The organism is Streptomyces sp. NPDC085944 (assembly GCF_040686295.1).
Classification (GTDB): Bacteria; Actinomycetota; Actinomycetes; order Streptomycetales; family Streptomycetaceae; genus Streptomyces; species Streptomyces salinarius.
The window spans coordinates 112,632-130,833 of the sequence record NZ_JBFBJX010000002.1 but is presented as its reverse complement, the minus strand read 5'-3'; the positions used below and the strand labels follow the sequence as shown (position 1 = coordinate 130,833).

The following is an 18,202-nucleotide window of genomic DNA, read 5'->3' as shown; positions in this document are numbered from 1 at the left end:
GTGAGGGCTCAGCGACGGCCCTCGCCGACCTCCTCGGCGAAGACCTTCTCGTACTGCCGCATGAAGTCGGCTGCGGCCTCCACGAAGGTGTGGCCGGCCTCCCCGGTGTCCTGCCGGACCAGTTCCTCGATGTAGCGGTTGACGCTCATCCCCCGGGCCAGGGCCATCTCGCGGGCCGCCCGGGCGGTGCCCTCGTCCACCCGCACGTTCAGCTGGGCCTTCCGGGTATTCGCCATACCCAGAAGCTAGCGCCGAAACGCTAGCAGCGGCAAGGCCGGCCGGTCGGCCGGGGCTTCCAGCCCGGCCCGCGGAGGTGATTGACTCCTCGTGACCCGAAGGCACCCGCGCGTGAGGAGAGTTCACGCCGCGTCCGTTCCGCTTCGGCGTCCATCTCATGAGCGCCGCCCCGGCAGACGAGTGGGACGCCAAGTGCCGGCGGGCCGAGGAGCTCGGGTACGACGTGATCCTGGTGCCGGACCACCTCGGCATGCCGGCGCTGGTCGCCGCGGCCCGGGACACCGAGCGACCCCGGCTCGGCACGTTCGTGCTGAACACGGGCTTCTGGAACCCGGCGCTGCTCGCCCGGGAGGTGGCGACCACGGATGCCCTGACGGGCGGGCGTCTGGAACTCGGGCTCGGCACCGGGTACGTACGCGCGGAGCACGACACCGCCGGCCCGGCCTTCGGCTCGCCGGGCGAGCGGGTGGCCCGCCTGCGGCGCACCGTCGAGGAGCTGGAGCGGCTGCTGGGCGACGCGGACCACCTGCCCCGGCCCGTGCAGCGGCCCGGGGTGCCGCTGCTGATCGGCGCGAACGGCGATCGGATGCTGGAGCTGACCGCCCGGCACGCCGCCGTCGCCGCGTTCACCGGCGGGCGCACCGTGCGGGGCAGCGCGACGGGACAACTGGCCCCCTCACCGCCGAGGAACTCGACGAGCGCGTCGCCCACTACCGGGAGCTGGCGGTGGGCCGTGCGGATCCGGCGGAGCTGAACCTGCTCATCCAGATGGTCGTCGTCACCGAGGACCGGGCCGCCGCCGTCCGCCCCTACCTGGAGTACCTGCCCCACCTCACGCCCGGACAGACGCTGGAGCTGCCCATCTTCCTGGCCAAGACCCTGAAGCAGATCACCGCGCAGGTGCGGGCGCAGCGCGAGCGGTACGGCTTCACCCACCTGACCGTGCTGGAGCCGTCCACGGAGGCCTTCGCCCCGGTGCTGCGGGCCCTGCGCGAGGACTGACCGCCGCCGACTCGCGCACCGCGCCGGTCCGCATGGCGGAAATGCCGCACAGGGGTCCGGCGCGCGTGGTGGGATCGCGGGCATGAGTGACCTGCGCATACGGCCCGCCGGGCCCGAGGACCTGGACACCGTGCTGGCCTTCTGGAGGACGGCCGCCGAGGGGACGAGCATCAGCGACGACCGGGACGGCGTGGAGCGCCTGGTGGCGCGCGACCCGGAGGCGTTGCTCCTGGCCGAGTGCGGCGGGGAGCTGGTGGGCACGGTGATCGCGGGCTTCGACGGCTGGCGCTGTCATCTGTACCGGCTCGCGGTGCATCCGGACCACCGGCGCCGGGGCATCGGCTCGGCCCTGCTCACGGCGGCCGACGAGCGTTTCGTCCGGCTCGGCGGGCGCCGCGGGGACGCGATGGTGCTGGTGCGCAACGAGCGGGCCCAGCATGCCTGGCGGGCAGCCGGGTACGAGCCGCAGGAGCAGTGGCGGCGCTGGGTGAAACCCCTCACCGGCTGACCGCCCCGGGGCGAAAGGTTGAAGGCTTGAACATCGGGCGAACCTCCGGTTCCTGGTCGATCATGGATCCGAGGTGACCCGATGACCGAAGTGCTCCTGCTGCTGGTGGCGATCCTGCTCTCGCTCGCGTGCGGTGCCTTCGTCGCGGCCGAGTTCTCGCTGACCACCGTCGAACGGGGCGAGCTGGAGCGGGCCGCGGCGCGGGGCGAGCGGGGCGCGACGAGCGCCCTCAAGGGCGTACGGAACCTGACCTTCCAGCTCTCCGGCGCTCAGCTCGGCATCACGGTCACCAACCTGGTCGTCGGCATGCTGGCCGAGCCGTCGGTCGCGGCGCTGATCTCCGGGCCCCTGGAGGATCTCGGCATGTCCCGTTCGGCCGCCTCCTCGCTGGCGCTGGTGCTCGGAACGGCCCTGTCGACGGTCTTCCTGATGATCGTCGGCGAGCTGGTGCCGAAGAACTGGGCCATCTCCTCGCCGCTGGCCGTGGCCAAGCGGGTGGGCGGCCCGCAGCGCTGGTTCAGCACCGCCTTCCGGCCCTTCATCACCCACCTGAACAACACCGCCAACCGCGTCGTGCGCCGCTTCGGCGTGGAGCCCGCCGAGGAACTGGCCTCGGCGCGCGGGCCGCAGGAGCTGGCGGCGCTCGCCCGGCACTCGGCGAAGGAGGGCGCGCTGGAGCCCGACACCGCCGAGTTGTTCGTGCGCACGCTGAACCTGGCCGACCTGACGGCGCAGCAGGTCATGACCCCTCGGGTCCAGGTCGTGGCCCTGGAGGCGCGGGCGACCTGCCAGGACGTGGCGAACGCGACGCGGGCGACGGGACTGTCCCGGTTCCCCGTCTACCGGGAGACCCTCGACGCCGTGGTCGGCACGGCGCACGTCAAGGACGTCCTGGCGGTGCCCGCCGAGCGGCGTCCCGGAATGCCGGTGGCCGACCTGATGCGCGAGCCGTTGCTCGTGCCCGAGTCGCTGACCGTGGACCGGCTCCTGGACCGGCTGTCCGGGCGGCGCACGATGGCCGTGGTGATCGACGAGTACGGCGGTACGGCGGGGGTGGCCACGCTGGAGGACATCGTCGAGGAGGTCGTCGGCCAGGTGCGGGACGAGCACGATCCGCACGAGACGCCCGACCTCGACCCGGCCGGCACGGACGAGGAGGGACACACGCTGTACTGGGCCGACGGCTCGGCACGCGTGGACCGGCTGGAGCGGCTGGGGATGCGGGTGCCCGAGGGGCCGTACGAGACGGTCGCGGGGCTGATCGCGGCCGGCCTCGGGCGCATCCCCGCCGTCGGCGACCGTCTCGACGTGGCCGGCTGGCGGCTGGACGTCGTGGACGCCACGGGGCGCCGGGCGGCCCGGGTGCTGATGCACGCTCCCCTCGACGACGCGGCCGGCCCGGGCTCAGGATCCGGCTCCGGCTCCGGCTCCGGCAGGGAGGACGAAGGGGAGGCCGGCCGATGACCGCGGTACAGCTGCTGATCGGTCTGGCGACGCTGGTCGTCAACGCGTTCTTCGTGGGCGCCGAGTTCGCGCTGATCTCGGTGCGCCGCAGCCAGGTGGAGCCGTACGCCGAAGAGGGCGACGCCCGCGCCAGGCGCGTGCTGTGGGGGCTGGAGCACGTGTCGGCGCTGCTTGCCGCGGCCCAGCTCGGCATCACCCTGTGCACGCTGGTCCTCGGCATCGTCGCGGAACCGGCGATCGCGCACCTGCTGGAGCCGGTGTTCCACGCGGTGGGTGTGCCCTCGGGCGCGGGGCACGCCGTGTCCTTCGTGATCGCCCTGGCGCTGGCGACGTATCTGCACATGCTGCTCGGCGAGATGGTGCCGAAGAACATCGCGCTGGCCGAGCCGGTCCGCAGCGCGCTGATCCTCGGGCCCCCGCTGGTGGCGCTGTCCCGGGCGCTGCGCCCGGTGATCTTCACGGTCAACGCCTTCGCGAACGGGCTGCTCAAGCTGCTCAGGGTCGAGGCGAAGAACGAGGTGGCGGCGACCTTCACGGACGCGGAACTGGCGGAGATCGTCAAGGACGCCGGCGAGGCCGGGCTGATCGACGACCGGGCCCGGGAGCGACTGCACGACGCCCTGGAGCTGGGCCGGCGGCCGGTGCGGGACGTGGTGCTGCCGCTGGAGCGCGTCGTCCACGCGCGATGGGGCATCACCCCGGAGCAGCTGGAGCGGCTCTCGGCGCGGTCGGGGTTCTCCCGTTTCCCGGTGGTCGACGAGGGGCGGCGGATCGTCGGCTACCTGCACGTGAAGGACGCCCTGGACGCCTCACCGCGGGACGTGCCGTTCCGGCTGCGGGACATGCGTCCCATCGCCCGGGTGCGCGAGCGCACCCCGCTGGACGACGTGCTCACCGCCATGCGGCGCAGCCGCACCCACCTGGCGGCGGTGCTCGGCCCGGACGGGCGGCTGGCGGGACTGGTGACCATGGAGGACGTGCTGCGGGAGCTGTTCGGGCAGCGGACGTGAGGGGGTCCGCGCGGACGCGGACGGCGGGCCCGGAGGGTGACCGACCGGCGGGTATGTGCGGGGGATAGCATTTCCGTCGCCATGCAGACGAATCCCACGCACACCAGTCTCGTCGCCGTCGGCGACTCCTTCACCGAGGGCATGTCCGACCTGCTGCCCGACGGCTCCTACCGGGGCTGGGCCGACCTCCTCGCCGCGCGGATGGCGGCCCGCTCTCCCGGCTTCCGGTACGCCAACCTCGCGGTGCGCGGGAAACTGATCGGGCAGATCGTCGACGAGCAGGTGGACGTGGCCGCGGCCATGGGCGCCGACGTGATCACGCTGGTCGGCGGGCTCAACGACACGCTGCGGCCCAAGTGCGACATGGCCCGGGTGCGGGAGCTGCTGACCCAGGCCGTGGAGCGGCTCGCCCCCCACTGCGAGCAGCTGGTGCTGATGCGCAGCCCGGGCCGGCAGGGGCCGGTACTGGAGCGGTTCCGGCCGCGCATGGAGGCGCTGTTCGCCGTCATCGACGATCTTGCGAAGCAGCACGGTGCCGTGGTCGTCGACCTCTACTCGGCCCGGTCGCTGGCCGACCCCCGGATGTGGGACGTGGACCGCCTGCACCTGACCGCCGAGGGACACCGCCGGGTCGCGGAGGCGGTGTGGCAGTCGCTCGGGTACGAGCCCGAGGACCCCGAGTGGCACGCGCCGATCCCGGCGACGCCGCCGCCGGGCTGGACGGCGCGCAGGACCGCGGACGTCCGGTTCGCGCGGCAGCACCTGCTGCCCTGGATAGGCCGCAGGCTGACCGGCCGCTCGTCCGGGGACGGCCTGCCGCCCAAGCGCCCGGACCTGCTCCCCTACGAGGGCCCCGCGCGCTGATCCCCCGGCGCCTTGCGTCCTTCGTAGCTTCCGACGAACGGCCCCGCGGCGCCGACCTGCACGAATCGCCAGTAGAATCCGTCCACGTGACTTCCGCTCCCGCCAAGCCCCGCATCCCGAACGTCCTCGCCGGACGCTACGCCTCCGCCGAGCTCGCCACGCTCTGGTCGCCCGAGCAGAAGGTGAAGCTGGAGCGGCAGCTCTGGCTCGCCGTGCTGCGGGCCCAGAAGGACCTGGGCATCGAGGTGCCCGACGCCGCGATCGCCGACTACGAGCGCGTCCTGCACCAGGTCGACCTGGCCTCGATCGCCGAGCGCGAGAAGGTCACCCGGCACGACGTGAAGGCGCGGATCGAGGAGTTCAACGACCTCGCCGGGCACGAGCACGTGCACAAGGGCATGACCTCCCGCGACCTCACGGAGAACGTGGAGCAGCTGCAGATCCGGCTGTCCCTCGAGCTGGTCCGGAACCGTTCGGTGGCCGTCCTGGCCCGCCTCGGCAAGCTGGCCGGCGAGTACGGCGAGCTGGTCATGGCCGGCCGCTCCCACAACGTCGCCGCCCAGGCCACGACGCTGGGCAAGCGGTTCGCCACCGCCGCCGACGAACTGCTCGTCGCGTACGGCCGGGTGGAGGAGCTGCTCGGCCGCTACCCGCTGCGCGGCATCAAGGGCCCGGTCGGCACCGCCCAGGACATGCTGGACCTGCTCGGCGGCGACGCCGGCAAGCTCGCCGAGCTGGAGCGGCGGATCGCCGGGCACCTCGGCTTCTCGCAGGCGTTCACCTCGGTCGGCCAGGTCTACCCGCGCTCCCTGGACTACGAGGTCGTCACCGCGCTGGTGCAGCTGGCGGCAGCGCCGTCGTCGCTGGCCAAGACCATCCGGCTGATGGCCGGGCACGAGCTGGTCACCGAGGGCTTCAAGCCCGGCCAGGTCGGCTCGTCCGCGATGCCGCACAAGATGAACACCCGCTCCTGCGAGCGCGTCAACGGCCTGATGGTGATCCTGCGCGGCTACGCCTCGATGACCGGCGAGCTGGCGGGCGACCAGTGGAACGAGGGCGACGTGTCCTGCTCGGTGGTGCGCCGGGTGGCGCTCCCCGACGCGTTCTTCGCGCTGGACGGCCTCCTGGAGACGTTCCTGACCGTGCTGGACGAGTTCGGTGCCTTCCCGGCCGTCGTGGCCCGGGAGCTGGACCGCTACCTGCCGTTCCTGGCCACCACAAAGGTGCTGATGGGCGCGGTGCGGGGCGGTGTGGGCCGCGAGGTCGCGCACGAGGCGATCAAGGAGAACGCGGTCGCATCCGCGCTGGCCATGCGCGAGCAGGGCGCCGAGCGCAACGAACTGCTGGACAAGCTGGCCGCCGACGACCGCATTCCGCTCGACCGGGCCGCCCTGGACGCCCTGATGGCCGACAAGCTCTCCTTCACCGGCGCCGCCGCCGACCAGGTCGGTGTCGTCGTCGGCCGGATCGAGGAGATCGTCAAGCGCCACCCGGAGGCCGCCGGATACACCCCCGGAGCCATCCTCTGACCCGCTTCACCCGGGCCGAGCTGGAGGCCGCCCGCGACCGTCTCGTACCGGACGTCGTCGCGGACGGTCTCCGTGTGCTGTTCTGCGGCATCAACCCCAGCCTGACGACGGCGGTGACGGGCCACCACTTCGCCCGTCCGGGCAACCGCTTCTGGCCGGTCCTGCATCTGTCCGGGTTCACGCCCCGGCTGCTGAAGCCGTCGGAGCAGGGGCTGCTGCCCTCGTACGGGCTCGGCATCACGAACGTCGTGGCGCGGGCCAGTGCGCGGGCGGACGAGCTGACCGCCGAGGAGTACCGGGAGGGCGGGCGGCTGCTGGTCGCGAAGGTGGCACGGCTGCGTCCCCGCTGGCTGGCCGTGGTCGGCGTCACCGCGTACCGGACCGCGTTCGACGAGCGGAAGGCACAAGTCGGGCCGCAGGAAAGGATGTTCGGAAGTACCCGGGTGTGGGTGCTGCCCAACCCGAGTGGGCTGAACGCGCACTGGACGGCGGGGACGATGGCGGAGGAGTTCGCCCGGCTGCGGGTCGCGGCGGAGGCACGGCCAGGGACGTAGGCAGGACGGTCACGGCGGTGCCTCCCCCGTGACCACCGCCAGCAGCCGTACCTCGTCCGCCCCGTCGCGGTCGGCGACGGCGACCGCGGCCCAGCGGCCGGTGCCCGCCACCTCCCAGAGGTACGCCACGCGCGCGTGGCCGCTCAGGGCGGCCCACGGCTCGGGTATCTCCTCCCGCTCGGTCCGCAGCAGGACCGTCTGCAGGTTCCAGGGGTCCGTCCGGCCCCAGCGCGGGCCGAGCCGTTCGTAGAGCGCGTCCCGCTCCTTCTCGTACTGCTCCACGGTCACCGCCCGCTCCGCCGGGTCGCGGCCGCCGAGACCGTGGCTGCTCTCCAGCACCGCCCAGAAGCACCCGGGACCCGCGAAGCCCTCGGCCGACGGACCGTGCTCCGCCGGGAAGGGCCGGAAGCACAGCTCGTCGATGAGGGCGAGGTGCCGCGCGATGTTCATGTGTCCAGTAAACCCGCCGCCACTGACAATTGGCGGGGCGTCAGCCGGGCCTCGCAGGCCGCGCGTGCTCAGGCGTCCCGGCTGCGCAGTCGCCAGAACCCGGCCAGGAGGGCTGCCGCCGTCCACAGCGCGGTCACCGTGAGTCCGGCCCAAGGGCCCAGAGTCCCGGCGTACGTCTGGTGGAGGACGATCTGCCCCGCCTTGTCCGGCAGGAAGTCGGCGACGGTGCCCGCCGCGTCCCCGATCACGAAGGAGACGACGAGGATGAACGGGATCAGGGTGGACAGGGTGGCCACGCCACTGCGGAACAGGGCGGTGAGTCCGGCCGCGAACAGGGCCATGAGCATGAGGTAGATCCCGCAGCCCACGACGCCACGGATCTGCTCGCCGGCGGTGAGTCCGTCCGCCGCCCCGCCGAGGCCGGCACGGGCGGCGAGCAGCGCGGCGAGTGCGGTGACCAGCCCCACCCCGAGCGCTGGTACGGCGACGACCACCAGCTTCGCCGCGAACCACCGGCCCCGCTGCGGAACCGCGGCCAGGGTGAGCCGGATCCCGTTGCCCTGGTAGTCGCTGGAGACGACGACGGCCCCGAAGGCGATGGCCGCGATCTGGCCCGGCATGACCCCGGACAGGGCCGTGAACAGCGGGTCGAAGTCCGGATCGGAGGTGTTCGACACCCCCGCCAGCGCGGAGAACGCCGTGGTGGCGGCGAACAGGGCCGGCAGGGTGCCGCACAGCGAGCGCAGGGTGAGCACCTTGAGCGCCTCCGCGCGGAGGACGGGCGTGAGGTTCATGGTCGGGCCTCCTGGGGCTGTGCGGTGAACTCGGTCTCGGTGGCGGTCAGGTCGAGGTAGGCCTGTTCCAGCGTGCCCTCGTCCGCGGCCAGTTCGAGGACGGGCACGCCCGCGCCGGACACGATCCGGCCGATGTCCTCCACGCGCGCGTCGTGCACGGTCCAGTGGCCGGAGTCGTGTTCCACCGCGTCATGACCGTGCCGGGCGAGTGCGGCCTTCAGCGCGGTCGCGTCCGGCGTCCGGACCCGGACCCGTGGCCGCACGCGCGCGTCGATGAACTCCCGCATCGGTGTGTCGGCCAGCAGGCGGCCCCGGCCGAGGACGACCAGGTGGTCGGCGAAGGACGCGGTCTCGTTCATCAGGTGACTGGAGACCAGAACCGTGCGCCCCTCGGCCGCCAGCCGGCGCAGCAGTTCCCGGATCCAGATGATGCCCTCGGGGTCCAGCCCGTTGGACGGCTCGTCCAGCAGCAGCACTCCGGGATCGCCCAGCAGCGCGGCGGCGACGCCCAGCCGCTGGCGCATGCCCAGGGAGTACGTCTTCACCCGGCGGCGGCCCACGGACGCGATGCCCGTCTCCTCCATCACCTCGTCGACCCGGCGGTGGGGGACGCGGTTGCTCGCCGCCAGGACACGCAGGTGGTTCCGGGCGGTGCGCGAGCCGTGGGCGGCGTCCGCGTCGAGCAGGGCGCCCACGTGCCGCAGCGGCTCGTGCAGGGTGGTGTAAGCGCGTCCGCCGACGGTCGCGGTGCCGGAGGTGGGCCGGTCCAGGCCCAGCACGAGCCGCATGGTGGTGGACTTGCCGGCGCCGTTGGGGCCGAGGAAGCCGGTGACGCGGCCGGGGCGCACGGTGAAGGTGAGATCGTCGACGGCTCGTCGGGTGCCGTACTCCTTGGTGAGGTTCAGGACGTCGATGCTGGTCATGGCAGCAGCGTGCCGGTAGGTGCGGGGTCGGGGCCTCCCCCGGCGGTGGAGATCGTCTCCCCCGTGCGGGGGAGGTCCGGTGTCGGTGGCGGCTGGCACGATGACGGGATGATCCGCCTTCTGCGTCCGCTGTGCCGGGGGACGACGTACACACGGTTGCTGCACCTGTGGGTGCCCATGCTCGTGGTCAGTGTGTGGGCGCTCATCGACGACACGACACTGTGGGTGCCGGCGGCGGTGCTGGTCCCCATCGGGTTCGTCCCGGCGGTGCGGACCGGTGAGGGGGTGCAGGCCCGTCTGCTCCTCACGCCCGGCCACGAGGACTCCGCCTTCTCGGTGGCACCCTCGGCGAACTGGCGCGACCGGCTGCGCACGGTGGTGTGGCTGCAGGTGCGCATGCTGCTGGGCATCCTGACCAGCGGAGTCTGTGTCTGGCTGCCGATTCTCGCCGTCGAGCTGGTCCGGCAGGCCCTGGGCCACCGGGTGGACGACATACCGTTGCTGCGGGACGCGGCGCCGCACTGGGTGTACGTTCTCCTCGCCCCGCTCCCCCTCCTGGCCCTGTACGGCTCCGTGGTCGCCCTCGGTGCTCTGGCCACGGCCGGGGCCCGTGCGCTGCTCGGCCCGTCCGCGGCCGAACGGCTCTCCGTCCTGGAGGAACGCACCGAGCAACTCCTGGAACGCAATCGCATCGCACGCGAGCTGCACGACTCCATCGGCCACGCGCTGACCGTCGCCGTCGTCCAGGCGGGGGCCGCGCGCGCGGCGAACAGCGCGGAGTTCACCGACCGTGCCCTGACCGCCATCGAGGAGACCGGCAGGGCGGCCCTGGGGGATCTGGAGCGGGTGCTCGGCGTGTTGCGGGAGTCGGAGCGGCCGCCCGGCAGCAGACCGACGCTCGCGGACGCCGGCCGGCTGCTGGAGTCCGCGCGGGCCTCGGGGGCCGAGGTCGACGCCGAGGTCGCGGGCCCGCTGGAGACGCTGCCGGGCCATGTCTCCCGTGAGGGCTACCGCATGCTGCAGGAGGCGCTGACCAATGTGCTGCGGCACGCGGGTGCCGTGCCCGCGCGCGTACGCATCGAGGTGGCGGACGGCGCGCTCGCCCTGGACGTGCGCAACCCCCTGCCGGACGCGAGTGTCGCGCCGGGACGCGGCGGCGGGCTGCGGGGCATACGCGAGCGGGCCGCGCTGCTGGGCGGCCGAGCGCACACGGGACCGGACGACGCCGGTGACTGGACGGTGCGCGTCGAGCTGCCGCGGGGCTGATCTAGGCTGGCCGGATGCCGGTCAGAGTGCTCCTCGTCGACGACGAACCCCTCGTACGCGCGGGCCTTCGGGCCGTACTGGAGGCGCAGCCGGACATCGAGGTGGTCGGGGAGGCGGCCGACGGCGCGGCGGTGATTGCGCTGGTGCGGCAGGTGCGGCCGGACGTGGTCGCCATGGACGTCCGGATGCCGCTGCTGGACGGCATCGAGGCCACCCGCGCGCTGCTGCGGACGGTGGCCGAACCGCCGAAGATCCTCGTGGTGACGACCTTCGAGAACGACGAGTACGTGTACGAGGCGCTGCGCGCGGGCGCGGACGGGTTCCTGCTCAAGCGCGCCCGCCCGGCCGAGATCGTGCACGCGGTACGGCTGATCGCCGAGGGCGAGTCCCTGCTGTTCCCCGCCTCGGTGCGGCAGCTGGCCGCCGAGTACGGCGACGGGGGCGGCAACCGGGCGGCCCGCGCGGCGTTGGAGCGGGCCCGGCTGACCGAGCGGGAGGGCGAGGTGCTGCGCCTGATGGCGCGGGGGCTGTCGAACGCCGAGATCGCGATGCGGCTGGTGGTCGGCACCGAGACGGTGAAGTCGCATGTGAGCGCCGTACTGGCGAAGCTGCGGGCGCGGGACCGCACCCAGGCGGTGATCACGGCGTACGAGTCGGGGTTCGTGGCACCCGGTTGAGGACCCGTCGCGGGCGGGGCAGCGGCGGACCGGAGCTCGCCGGGGGTCGGCGGGCCGAGTACCATCCGGCCAACACGCGCACTAGCTGGGAGGACGGACCTTGGCAGGCCTGACCGGCGGGGATCCGTCGCTGTTGCGGCGGATCAACTCCGCCGTGGTACTGCACGCGTTGCGTGCGACGGACTCCGCGACGCTGACCGAGATCACCCGGGTGACGGGACTCTCCCGGCCGACCGTCGAGGGCGTCGTGGAGGGACTGATCGAGGCCGGCCTGGTCGTCGAGGCCGCCGCCGACGGGGGCACGGCCCGGCGGCAGGGCCGCCCCGCGCGGCGGTTCCGGTTCCGGGCGGAGGCCGGACATCTGCTGGGCCTGGAGATCGGTCCGCACCGCGTCGCCGCGCTCCTGTCCGACCTGGACGGCCGGGTGATCGGCGCCCAGGCGAAGGACGTGGACGAGAACGCGTCGGCCGACGAGCGCCTGGAACGGCTGCGCACGGCCGTCGCCGAGCTGCTGCGCCGGGCCGGTGTGGCGCGCGGTTCGCTGCGGGCGGTCGGCGCGGCCACGCCGGGCATCGTCGAGGCGGACGGCACGGTGCGCCTGGGCACCGCGCTGCCCGGGTGGACGGGTCTCGGGCTCGGTGAGCGGCTGAGCCGTTCCTTCAAGTGCCCGGTACTGGTCGAGAACGACGCGAACGCGGCGGCGGTCGCCGAGCACTGGAAGGGCTCCGCCACCGAGTGCGAGGACATCGTGTTCGTGCTGGCCGGGCTCAGTCCCGGGGCCGGTGCGCTGATCGGCGGCCGGTTGCACCGGGGGTACGGCGGGGCGGCCGGGGAGATCGGCGCGCTGCACCTGCTGGGCCGGGACGTGACGCCTGAGACGCTGTTGTCGACCACGGACCAGCCGCTGCACCCGCTGGACGAGCAGGCGGTCGCCAAGGTCTTCGCCCAGGCCCGGGAGGGTGACGAGCGGGCCCGCGCGGCCGTCGAGCGTTTCATCCAGCGGCTGGTGCACGACGTGGCGGCGCTGGCGCTGGCGCTCGATCCCGAGATGGTCGTCATCGGCGGCTGGGCGGCCGGGCTGGACGGCGTGCTGGAGCCGTTGCGCCGGGAGCTGGCCCGCTATTGCCTGCGCCCGCCGCGGGTGGCCCTGTCCCTGCTCGGCGAGGCCGCCGTGGCCACGGGCGCGCTGCGGCTGGCCCTCGACCATGTGGAGGAGCAACTCTTCGCGGTGGAGGGCGCGACGGCCCGCCGCTGACCCCGACTACGGCCGTACGGCCCGGTGGCCGCCCCGGGCGGTCGGGGCCCGCCTCGACCGCCCGGGGCGGCCACCACGCTGGGCGAGGCGCCGGCACCCGTGCGGCCGTCGGGGACCGGTCCGGTGGACGTGCGGCCGTCGGGGACCGGTCCGGTGGACGTGCACCCGCGAGACAGTGATGGCTCGCGCCGACAGCCGCCCGGCCCCGGCGGCGGGCGGTGGCCCGTCAGGGCGCGCTCTCACCGGTCAGCGTGAACACACGCGCCGGAGCACCGGCGCCGACAGCCGGTGAGCCCGCCCACCCGGCATGCGCGACCCCCGGCACGCTCCGGGCGAGGCCGGCGACGGGTCGTGGGGCGTGGTGGTCAGGAGGCCTGGGTCTGGGGGCCGTGGTGGATTTCCACGTCGCCGAAGTCGCCGAACGTCAGCCGGCAGGTGTCCGCGCGGTAGGTGGCGACGGAGAGCGCGGCGGTTCGGCCCTCGGCGAAGTAGCGGGTGGTGACCACGAGGACGGGCGCGCCCGGGAGACGGTCCAGTTCCTTCGCGTCGTCCGCCCCGGCCGAGCCCAGCTCGACGGCGCTCTCCCGACGCTCCAGTGCCCCGCGCTGCAGTTCCCGCAGCACGGCACGTGCGCGTGCGGCGCCCGAGGGCGCGTCGATGGCGGGGAGGCCGGGCACCGAGGACGACGGGACGTACAGCAGTTCGGCGGCGACGGGCCGGCCGTGGCTCACGCGCAGGCGGCGGACGGTGTGGACGGGCTCGTCGCGGCCCGTCTCCAGGGCGTCGGCCACGGCCGCGGGAGGTGCCGCGAGGGCGCAGTCGCCCGGTTGCCAGGCGTCGTCGGCCGTTCCGGGCCAGGCGTGCTCCCGGGTGTCGACGGCCACGCCGACGCGCGGCGGGGCCACGGTCGTGCCGACGCCGCGCCGGCGCTGGAGCCTGCCCTCCAGCTCGAGCTGCTCCAGGGCCTGGCGCAGGGTCGCGCGGGCGACGCCGAAGCGGGCGGCGAGGTCGCGTTCGTTGGGCAGGATCTCGCCCACCTCGAACTCCGAGTCCAGGGCCTCGCTCAGCACGGTCCTGAGGTGCCAGTACTTGGGCTCCGGCACCGATTCCAACTGCGTGGTCCCCACCCTGTCCTCCGCAATCGCCGTGGTCCGGCGGCGTTTCGACGCCCTTGTTTATTAAAGGTTGTTGCAGTTCTCTGCGACCATAAAACGCCCCACCCCCTTGGTCAAGACCAATCCCGCGAACAGGACGGTCCCGACTCCCGTCGGAGAACGGGAGTCGGGACCGCGAGATGACGGTGGCGCGGCTGGGGTCAGATGACGTCGGCCAGGGATACCAGTTTGTCCGGGTTGCGGATGATGTACACCGACCGGACACGCCCGTCGGCGACGTCCACCTGGACGACGGAATCGGGCTTGCCGCCGGAGCGGACCAGAGCGGCGGGGCCGCCGTTGAGCTCCAGGAAGTCGAAGGACATGTCGGGAATGCCCTGCCGGGCGACGCCGAACAGGAAGCGCCCCACCTTGTCGGAGCCCTCCAGCACGCGCAGCGGCGCCTTGGAGCGGCCCCCGCTGTCGCCCACGAGCCGGACGTCCGGCGCGAGCGTGGCCAGCAGGCCGGCCAGGTCGCCCTCGACCGCGGCGGCGAGGAAGCGCTCGGTGAGGTCGCGCCGCTGCGCCGGGTCCACGTCGTAGCGGGGCCGGCGCTCGTCGACGTGTGTGCGGGCGCGTCCGGCGAGCTGGCGCACCGCGGCCTCGCCGCGCTCCAGCATGGCGGCGATCTCCGCGTACGGGTAGCCGAACGCCTCCCTGAGCACCGCCCGTTCCAGCGGAGACAGCGACTCCAGGACGACGAGGACGGCGAGGGAGACGGAGTCGGCGAGGACGGCCCGCTCGGCGGTGTCCGGCACCGCGTCCCCGAAGTCGGTGACGCAGGGCTCGGGCAGCCACGGGCCCACGTAGGTCTCGCCGCGCGACTTGACCTGGCGCAGCCGGTCGATGGCGAGCCGGGTGGTGACGCGCACCAGGTACCCGCGGGGTTCGCGCACGGCGGCGCGGTCGGCACCGGACCAGCGCAGCCACGCCTCCTGGACCACGTCCTGCGCGTCGGCCAGGCGGCCGAGCATGCGGTAGGCGACGTCCATGAGGACGGGCCGGTGCTCTTCGAAGACGTCGGTCGCGGTGTCGGTGGTCACCGTTCCATCCCAGCGGACACGTCCCGCCGTGTCCAGGCGGTATCGCCCCCGCCCGAGACCGGCAGACGACCGGGGGCTACCGGTCGGTAGCTCTTACTGACAAGGTGTCTGCGCAACGTCGTCGTTCATCCGTTCCCGACGACATGTGTTCCCACGACACATGTTCGCGGCAAGGAACAACAAGGAGCCCCGTGTCCGCAACGCTCTCCTTCACGGCCCCCACCGAGCACGGTCCGCAGGACATCACCCTCGCCTACGCGCGCGTGGGTGAGGGCGAGCCGCTGCTCCTGCTGCACGGCATAGGTCACCACCGGCAGGCCTGGGACCCGGTGGTCGACATCCTCGCGACCGACCGCGAGGTGATAGCCGTTGACCTGCCCGGGTTCGGGCAGTCACCCGCGTTGCCGCACGGCCTGCCGCACGATCTGCCGACGACGCACGCGGTACTCGGCGCCTTCTGCGCGGCGCTGGGGTTCGACCGGCCGCACGTGGCCGGCAACTCGCTGGGCGGTCTGCTGGCCCTGGGGCTCGGCCGCGAGAACCTGGTGCGGTCGGTGACGGCCCTGTCCCCGGCCGGCTTCTGGACGCAGGCAGAGCGGCGCTACGCCTTCGGCGTCCTGTCGGGGATGCGCCGGACCGCGCGGAGCCTGCCCCTCCCGCTGGTCGAGCGGCTGTCCCGCACCGCGGTCGGCCGCACCGCGCTGACGAGCACGATCTACGCCCGTCCCGGCCGCCGCTCCCCCGAGGCGGTCGTCGCCGAGACGCTGGCGCTCGCACACGCGCAGGGGTTCTCCGAGACGCTCCGGGCCGGACGAAGCGTGCGGTTCACCGACGACGTGCCCGGCGTCCCCGTCACCGTGGCGTGGGGCGACCGGGACCGGCTGCTCCTGCCGCGGCAGGGCATCCGCGCCAAGCGCGCCATTCCGCGGGCCCGCCTGGTGCGGCTGCCCGGCTGCGGCCACGTCCCGATGAACGACGACCCGGCGCTGGTCGCCCGCGTTCTCCTGGACGGCAGCAGGGCTCAGTCGGCCAGGGCCTTGAGGACCTCGTTCAGCACGATCGCGTTGTAGGGCATGCTCACGTGCGGGGTGTGGTCGTCCGGGTCGATGTCCTGAAGGACGATGTTGTTGACGTAGCGGCCCTCGGTCTTCGCGAGGGCGCACGACGTGTACGGAGTGACCACGTCGTCGTACCGGGTGGCGATGACGGTGTGGCGGACGCCCTCCGTCGTCTCGCCGAGTTCGGCCAGCTCGCGCTGGAAGGGGTGGTCGTGCTGGAGTTGCGGCCAGGCCGGCACGATCTCCCCGACGGCACCCTGTTCGAGGAGTTCCACCGCGCCGGGGATCTGGCGGGCGAGGTTCATCAGCCCCTGTGCCGTGACGCCGTGGTTGCTGGGCGCGATGCCGACGAAGTTGCGCACCTTGGGTCCTCCGCCCAGGGCGTTGAGGTAGTACCGCGGCACCATGCCGCCCTGCGAGAAGCCGACGAGGTCGACCTGCTGGGCGCCGGTGCGGCGCAGCACCTCGTCGACGAAGTCGGCCAGTTGCCGGGCGGACTGCTTGATGTCGCCGAGGCCGAAGATCACGGGGTGGCCGTGCTGGCCGTAGTCGAGCCGGAAGACCCGGTGACCGTGCTGTCGCAGCAGCGGTGTCGCCGTGTTCCAGGTGTAGCCCCGGTTGCCGAAGGTGCCGTGCACGAGCACCACCGGACGCGAATGTTCCTCGCTCGGCGGCGCGTTCCAGTCGTCCTCTCCCGCCTGTACGTCGACGGTGGCGATGACCTGCGCCCCGCCGGCCTGGGCGATCGCCCCCAAGCGGTGCGGCGCCTCGGTGATGTCGGTGACGCCTGGGAGGCGGGGATCGAGGAAGCTCATGGTGTTCTCCCTGATGCCCGCGGTGCAGGAGCGGCGGGCTCCCGGACCGGTTCGGTGGGGCAGCTTCTGAAGGCGAGTACGGCGTTGTGGCCGCCGAAGCCGAAGGAATGGCTCAGGGCGAGGTCGACGGGCTGCTCCCGGCTGGTGCCGGTGACGGCGTCGATCTCGGCGTCTTCTTCCTGTTTCTCGAGGTTGGCCACGGGAGGCACCCGGCCGTGGGCCACGGACAGGGCGGTGATCGCCGCTTCGACCGCCCCGGCCGCGCCGAGCAGGTGGCCGAGGGTGCCCTTGACCGAGGTCACGGAGGGCCGGTGAGGGAAGAGGCGACGGATCAGCCGGGCCTCGGCGGCGTCGTTGAGCGGCGTTCCGGTGCCGTGCGCGTTGATGTGCTGCACGTCCGCGGGGCGGGCGTCGGCGTCGTCGAGGGCCCGCCGCACGGCGAGGGCGGCCCCCTTGCCCTCGGGGTCGGGTGCCACGGGGTGGTGGGCGTCGGACGATGCCCCGTAGCCCGCCAGCAGGGCGTAGCCGGGGCGTCCGCGGGCCTTGGCCGCACTCGCCGGCTCCAGGACCAGGGCCGCACCGCCCTCCGCCATGACGAAGCCGTCCCGGGCGGTGTCGAAGGGCCGGGAGGCGGCCGGCGGGTCGTCGCAGCGCCGGGACAGCGCGCCCATCCGGTCGAAGCCGGTGACCCAGAGGGGCTGTACGACCGCGTCGGAGGCGCCCGCGACGGCGATGTCGCAGGCTCCGGAGCGCAGGAGTTGCAGGGCGGTGCCGATGGCGGTGGCGCCGGAGGCGCAGGCGGTGACCGTGCACAGCGCCGGGCCCCGGGCCCGCAGGTGGATGGTGAGCTGTCCGGTGGCCATGTTGGGCAGGAACATCGGCAGCAGCATCGGTGAGACGCGCGCCGTGCCCGCCTCGAGCAGTTTGCGGTGCTGGTCCAGCATGGTGCCGGTGCCGCCGGCCGAGCTGCCGAAGACCACCGCGACGCGGTCCGCGTCCCAGTCGGCCGGGTCCAGGCCGGCGTCGGAGACCGCTTCCAGGGCGGCGCAGAGGGCGAACTGGGTGAAGCGGTCGTACTGCCAGGGGCGTGCACCGGGGACGTGAGCGCGGGGGGAGAAGTCCGGTACGAGACAGGCGAAGTCGACCGGGAGGCCCTTGAGCTCGGGGACGTGCCGGGCGGTGGGGCGGCCCGCGCGCACGCCGTCCCAGGTGGCCTCGCGGCCGGTGCCGGCCGGCGTGACCAGGCCGATCCCGGTGACGGCGACGTCGGGACGGGCGCCGGTCACGACTTGACGGCCTCGACCATGAGGTCGGCCAGGCCGGCCAGGGTGAGGTCCGGGTCGGCCTCGCCGTCCTGTACTTCGATGCCCAGTTCCTCGGTGAGTACGACGAAGAGCTCCACCACGGCCAGCGAGTCCAGGTCCAGCTGCTCGAAGGTCGCGGTGGGGACGATGGCCTCGGAGGGCACTTCGAACTTGTTGCTGAGCACCGAGGCGAGCAGCTCGTAGGCGCGGCTGTGGGGTGAGGTGTCGGTGGTCATGCCAGGGGTGTCCTTTCGATCCGACGGGCGGTACCCCGGGGGTGGTGGGGTTCCGTGTG

At 73.4% G+C, this 18,202-nt stretch carries 19 protein-coding genes and 1 pseudogene; 11 read left to right on the top strand and 9 right to left on the bottom strand.

The features are described from left to right. Positions 1-8: 8 nt before the first annotated feature. The gene (locus AB0P07_RS04315) at positions 9-236 is read right to left on the bottom strand and encodes a toxin-antitoxin system HicB family antitoxin (RefSeq protein WP_365544884.1); all 228 of its coding nucleotides are present in this window, start codon (positions 234-236) and stop codon (positions 9-11) included. A gap of 158 nt (positions 237-394) precedes the next feature. Here AB0P07_RS04315 and AB0P07_RS04310 point away from each other — a divergent pair. From AB0P07_RS04310 to mug, 7 genes and pseudogenes are all read left to right on the top strand, one after another. Then, a pseudogene (locus AB0P07_RS04310) lies at positions 395-1,239 on the top strand (TIGR03621 family F420-dependent LLM class oxidoreductase). A gap of 82 nt (positions 1,240-1,321) precedes the next feature. Continuing rightward, positions 1,322-1,747 (top strand): GNAT family N-acetyltransferase, encoded by a 426-nt coding sequence (locus AB0P07_RS04305; RefSeq protein ID WP_365544882.1) that lies wholly within the window; start codon positions 1,322-1,324, stop codon positions 1,745-1,747. An 81-nt stretch (positions 1,748-1,828) separates the two neighbouring features. Next, complete coding sequence (locus AB0P07_RS04300; RefSeq protein WP_365544879.1) at positions 1,829-3,211, top strand: hemolysin family protein; 1,383 nt, start codon at positions 1,829-1,831, stop codon at positions 3,209-3,211. After that, on the top strand, positions 3,208-4,221 hold the full coding sequence (locus AB0P07_RS04295) for a hemolysin family protein (protein ID WP_365544876.1): 1,014 nt from the start codon (positions 3,208-3,210) through the stop codon (positions 4,219-4,221). Before AB0P07_RS04300 ends, AB0P07_RS04295 begins: the two co-directional genes overlap by 4 nt. Before the next feature lie 81 nt (positions 4,222-4,302). Then, positions 4,303-5,085 (top strand): SGNH/GDSL hydrolase family protein, encoded by a 783-nt coding sequence (locus tag AB0P07_RS04290; protein WP_365544874.1) that lies wholly within the window; start codon positions 4,303-4,305, stop codon positions 5,083-5,085. Between the two features lie 86 nt (positions 5,086-5,171). Continuing rightward, positions 5,172-6,614 carry an adenylosuccinate lyase gene (gene purB, locus AB0P07_RS04285; protein WP_365544871.1) on the top strand — a complete coding sequence of 481 codons (1,443 nt, stop codon included), beginning with the start codon at positions 5,172-5,174 and terminating at the stop codon, positions 6,612-6,614. Beyond that, positions 6,611-7,168: a G/U mismatch-specific DNA glycosylase gene (mug, locus tag AB0P07_RS04280; RefSeq protein WP_365545839.1), complete on the top strand. Its 558-nt coding sequence runs from the start codon at positions 6,611-6,613 to the stop codon at positions 7,166-7,168. Before purB ends, mug begins: the two co-directional genes overlap by 4 nt. A gap of 9 nt (positions 7,169-7,177) precedes the next feature. Here mug and AB0P07_RS04275 read toward each other — a convergent pair whose 3' ends face one another. The 3 genes from AB0P07_RS04275 to AB0P07_RS04265 all read right to left on the bottom strand — a co-directional run bounded on the left by AB0P07_RS04275 (position 7,178) and on the right by AB0P07_RS04265 (position 9,335). After that, entirely contained in the window at positions 7,178-7,618 is a 441-nt protein-coding gene (locus AB0P07_RS04275) for a hypothetical protein (RefSeq protein WP_365544868.1), read from the bottom strand. A gap of 68 nt (positions 7,619-7,686) precedes the next feature. Then, positions 7,687-8,412 carry an ABC transporter permease gene (locus AB0P07_RS04270; protein ID WP_365544865.1) on the bottom strand — a complete coding sequence of 242 codons (726 nt, stop codon included), beginning with the start codon at positions 8,410-8,412 and terminating at the stop codon, positions 7,687-7,689. Further along, positions 8,409-9,335 carry an ABC transporter ATP-binding protein gene (locus tag AB0P07_RS04265; RefSeq protein WP_365544863.1) on the bottom strand — a complete coding sequence of 309 codons (927 nt, stop codon included), beginning with the start codon at positions 9,333-9,335 and terminating at the stop codon, positions 8,409-8,411. Before AB0P07_RS04265 ends, AB0P07_RS04270 begins: the two co-directional genes overlap by 4 nt. A gap of 108 nt (positions 9,336-9,443) precedes the next feature. Between AB0P07_RS04265 and AB0P07_RS04260 the strand changes: the two genes are divergently transcribed. From AB0P07_RS04260 to AB0P07_RS04250, 3 genes are all read left to right on the top strand, one after another. Next, the gene (locus AB0P07_RS04260) at positions 9,444-10,601 is read left to right on the top strand and encodes a histidine kinase (protein ID WP_365544860.1); all 1,158 of its coding nucleotides are present in this window, start codon (positions 9,444-9,446) and stop codon (positions 10,599-10,601) included. Positions 10,602-10,615: 14 nt separating this feature from the next. Next, positions 10,616-11,278 (top strand): response regulator transcription factor, encoded by a 663-nt coding sequence (locus tag AB0P07_RS04255; RefSeq protein ID WP_365544857.1) that lies wholly within the window; start codon positions 10,616-10,618, stop codon positions 11,276-11,278. Positions 11,279-11,378: 100 nt separating this feature from the next. Further along, positions 11,379-12,533, top strand: a complete 1,155-nt coding sequence (locus AB0P07_RS04250) for an ROK family transcriptional regulator (RefSeq protein ID WP_186778214.1) — start codon at positions 11,379-11,381, stop codon at positions 12,531-12,533. Positions 12,534-12,898: 365 nt separating this feature from the next. Here AB0P07_RS04250 and AB0P07_RS04245 read toward each other — a convergent pair whose 3' ends face one another. Together AB0P07_RS04245 and sigJ are read right to left on the bottom strand one after the other, a co-directional pair. After that, positions 12,899-13,660, bottom strand: coding sequence for a GntR family transcriptional regulator (locus AB0P07_RS04245; RefSeq protein WP_134654236.1), 762 nt, complete (start codon positions 13,658-13,660; stop codon positions 12,899-12,901). Between the two features lie 188 nt (positions 13,661-13,848). Then, complete coding sequence (sigJ, locus tag AB0P07_RS04240) at positions 13,849-14,730, bottom strand: RNA polymerase sigma factor SigJ (protein WP_365544852.1); 882 nt, start codon at positions 14,728-14,730, stop codon at positions 13,849-13,851. A 191-nt stretch (positions 14,731-14,921) separates the two neighbouring features. Between sigJ and AB0P07_RS04235 the strand changes: the two genes are divergently transcribed. Next, positions 14,922-15,800 (top strand): alpha/beta fold hydrolase, encoded by an 879-nt coding sequence (locus tag AB0P07_RS04235; protein ID WP_365544849.1) that lies wholly within the window; start codon positions 14,922-14,924, stop codon positions 15,798-15,800. Here AB0P07_RS04235 and AB0P07_RS04230 read toward each other — a convergent pair. From AB0P07_RS04230 to AB0P07_RS04220, 3 genes are read right to left on the bottom strand one after another with little or no spacing between them, the layout of a single operon-like run. Next, on the bottom strand, positions 15,752-16,603 hold the full coding sequence (locus AB0P07_RS04230) for an alpha/beta fold hydrolase (protein ID WP_365544846.1): 852 nt from the start codon (positions 16,601-16,603) through the stop codon (positions 15,752-15,754). The genes AB0P07_RS04235 and AB0P07_RS04230 overlap by 49 nt on opposite strands. Next, positions 16,600-17,889 carry a beta-ketoacyl-[acyl-carrier-protein] synthase family protein gene (locus AB0P07_RS04225; RefSeq protein ID WP_365544843.1) on the bottom strand — a complete coding sequence of 430 codons (1,290 nt, stop codon included), beginning with the start codon at positions 17,887-17,889 and terminating at the stop codon, positions 16,600-16,602. The genes AB0P07_RS04230 and AB0P07_RS04225 overlap by 4 nt, the downstream gene beginning before the upstream one ends. Next, on the bottom strand, positions 17,886-18,143 hold the full coding sequence (locus AB0P07_RS04220) for a phosphopantetheine-binding protein (protein ID WP_365544841.1): 258 nt from the start codon (positions 18,141-18,143) through the stop codon (positions 17,886-17,888). The genes AB0P07_RS04225 and AB0P07_RS04220 overlap by 4 nt, the downstream gene beginning before the upstream one ends. Positions 18,144-18,202 lie beyond the last annotated feature (59 nt).

Coding starts and splice junctions, on each gene's coding strand:
- AB0P07_RS04315 (WP_365544884.1), bottom strand. CDS start 236: ATGGCGAATACCCGGAAGGCCCAGCTGAACGTGCGGGTGGACGAGGGC.
- AB0P07_RS04305 (WP_365544882.1), top strand. CDS start 1,322: ATGAGTGACCTGCGCATACGGCCCGCCGGGCCCGAGGACCTGGACACC.
- AB0P07_RS04300 (WP_365544879.1), top strand. CDS start 1,829: ATGACCGAAGTGCTCCTGCTGCTGGTGGCGATCCTGCTCTCGCTCGCG.
- AB0P07_RS04295 (WP_365544876.1), top strand. CDS start 3,208: ATGACCGCGGTACAGCTGCTGATCGGTCTGGCGACGCTGGTCGTCAAC.
- AB0P07_RS04290 (WP_365544874.1), top strand. CDS start 4,303: ATGCAGACGAATCCCACGCACACCAGTCTCGTCGCCGTCGGCGACTCC.
- AB0P07_RS04275 (WP_365544868.1), bottom strand. CDS start 7,618: ATGAACATCGCGCGGCACCTCGCCCTCATCGACGAGCTGTGCTTCCGG.
- AB0P07_RS04270 (WP_365544865.1), bottom strand. CDS start 8,412: ATGAACCTCACGCCCGTCCTCCGCGCGGAGGCGCTCAAGGTGCTCACC.
- AB0P07_RS04265 (WP_365544863.1), bottom strand. CDS start 9,335: ATGACCAGCATCGACGTCCTGAACCTCACCAAGGAGTACGGCACCCGA.
- AB0P07_RS04260 (WP_365544860.1), top strand. CDS start 9,444: ATGATCCGCCTTCTGCGTCCGCTGTGCCGGGGGACGACGTACACACGG.
- AB0P07_RS04255 (WP_365544857.1), top strand. CDS start 10,616: ATGCCGGTCAGAGTGCTCCTCGTCGACGACGAACCCCTCGTACGCGCG.
- AB0P07_RS04230 (WP_365544846.1), bottom strand. CDS start 16,603: ATGAGCTTCCTCGATCCCCGCCTCCCAGGCGTCACCGACATCACCGAG.
- AB0P07_RS04220 (WP_365544841.1), bottom strand. CDS start 18,143: ATGACCACCGACACCTCACCCCACAGCCGCGCCTACGAGCTGCTCGCC.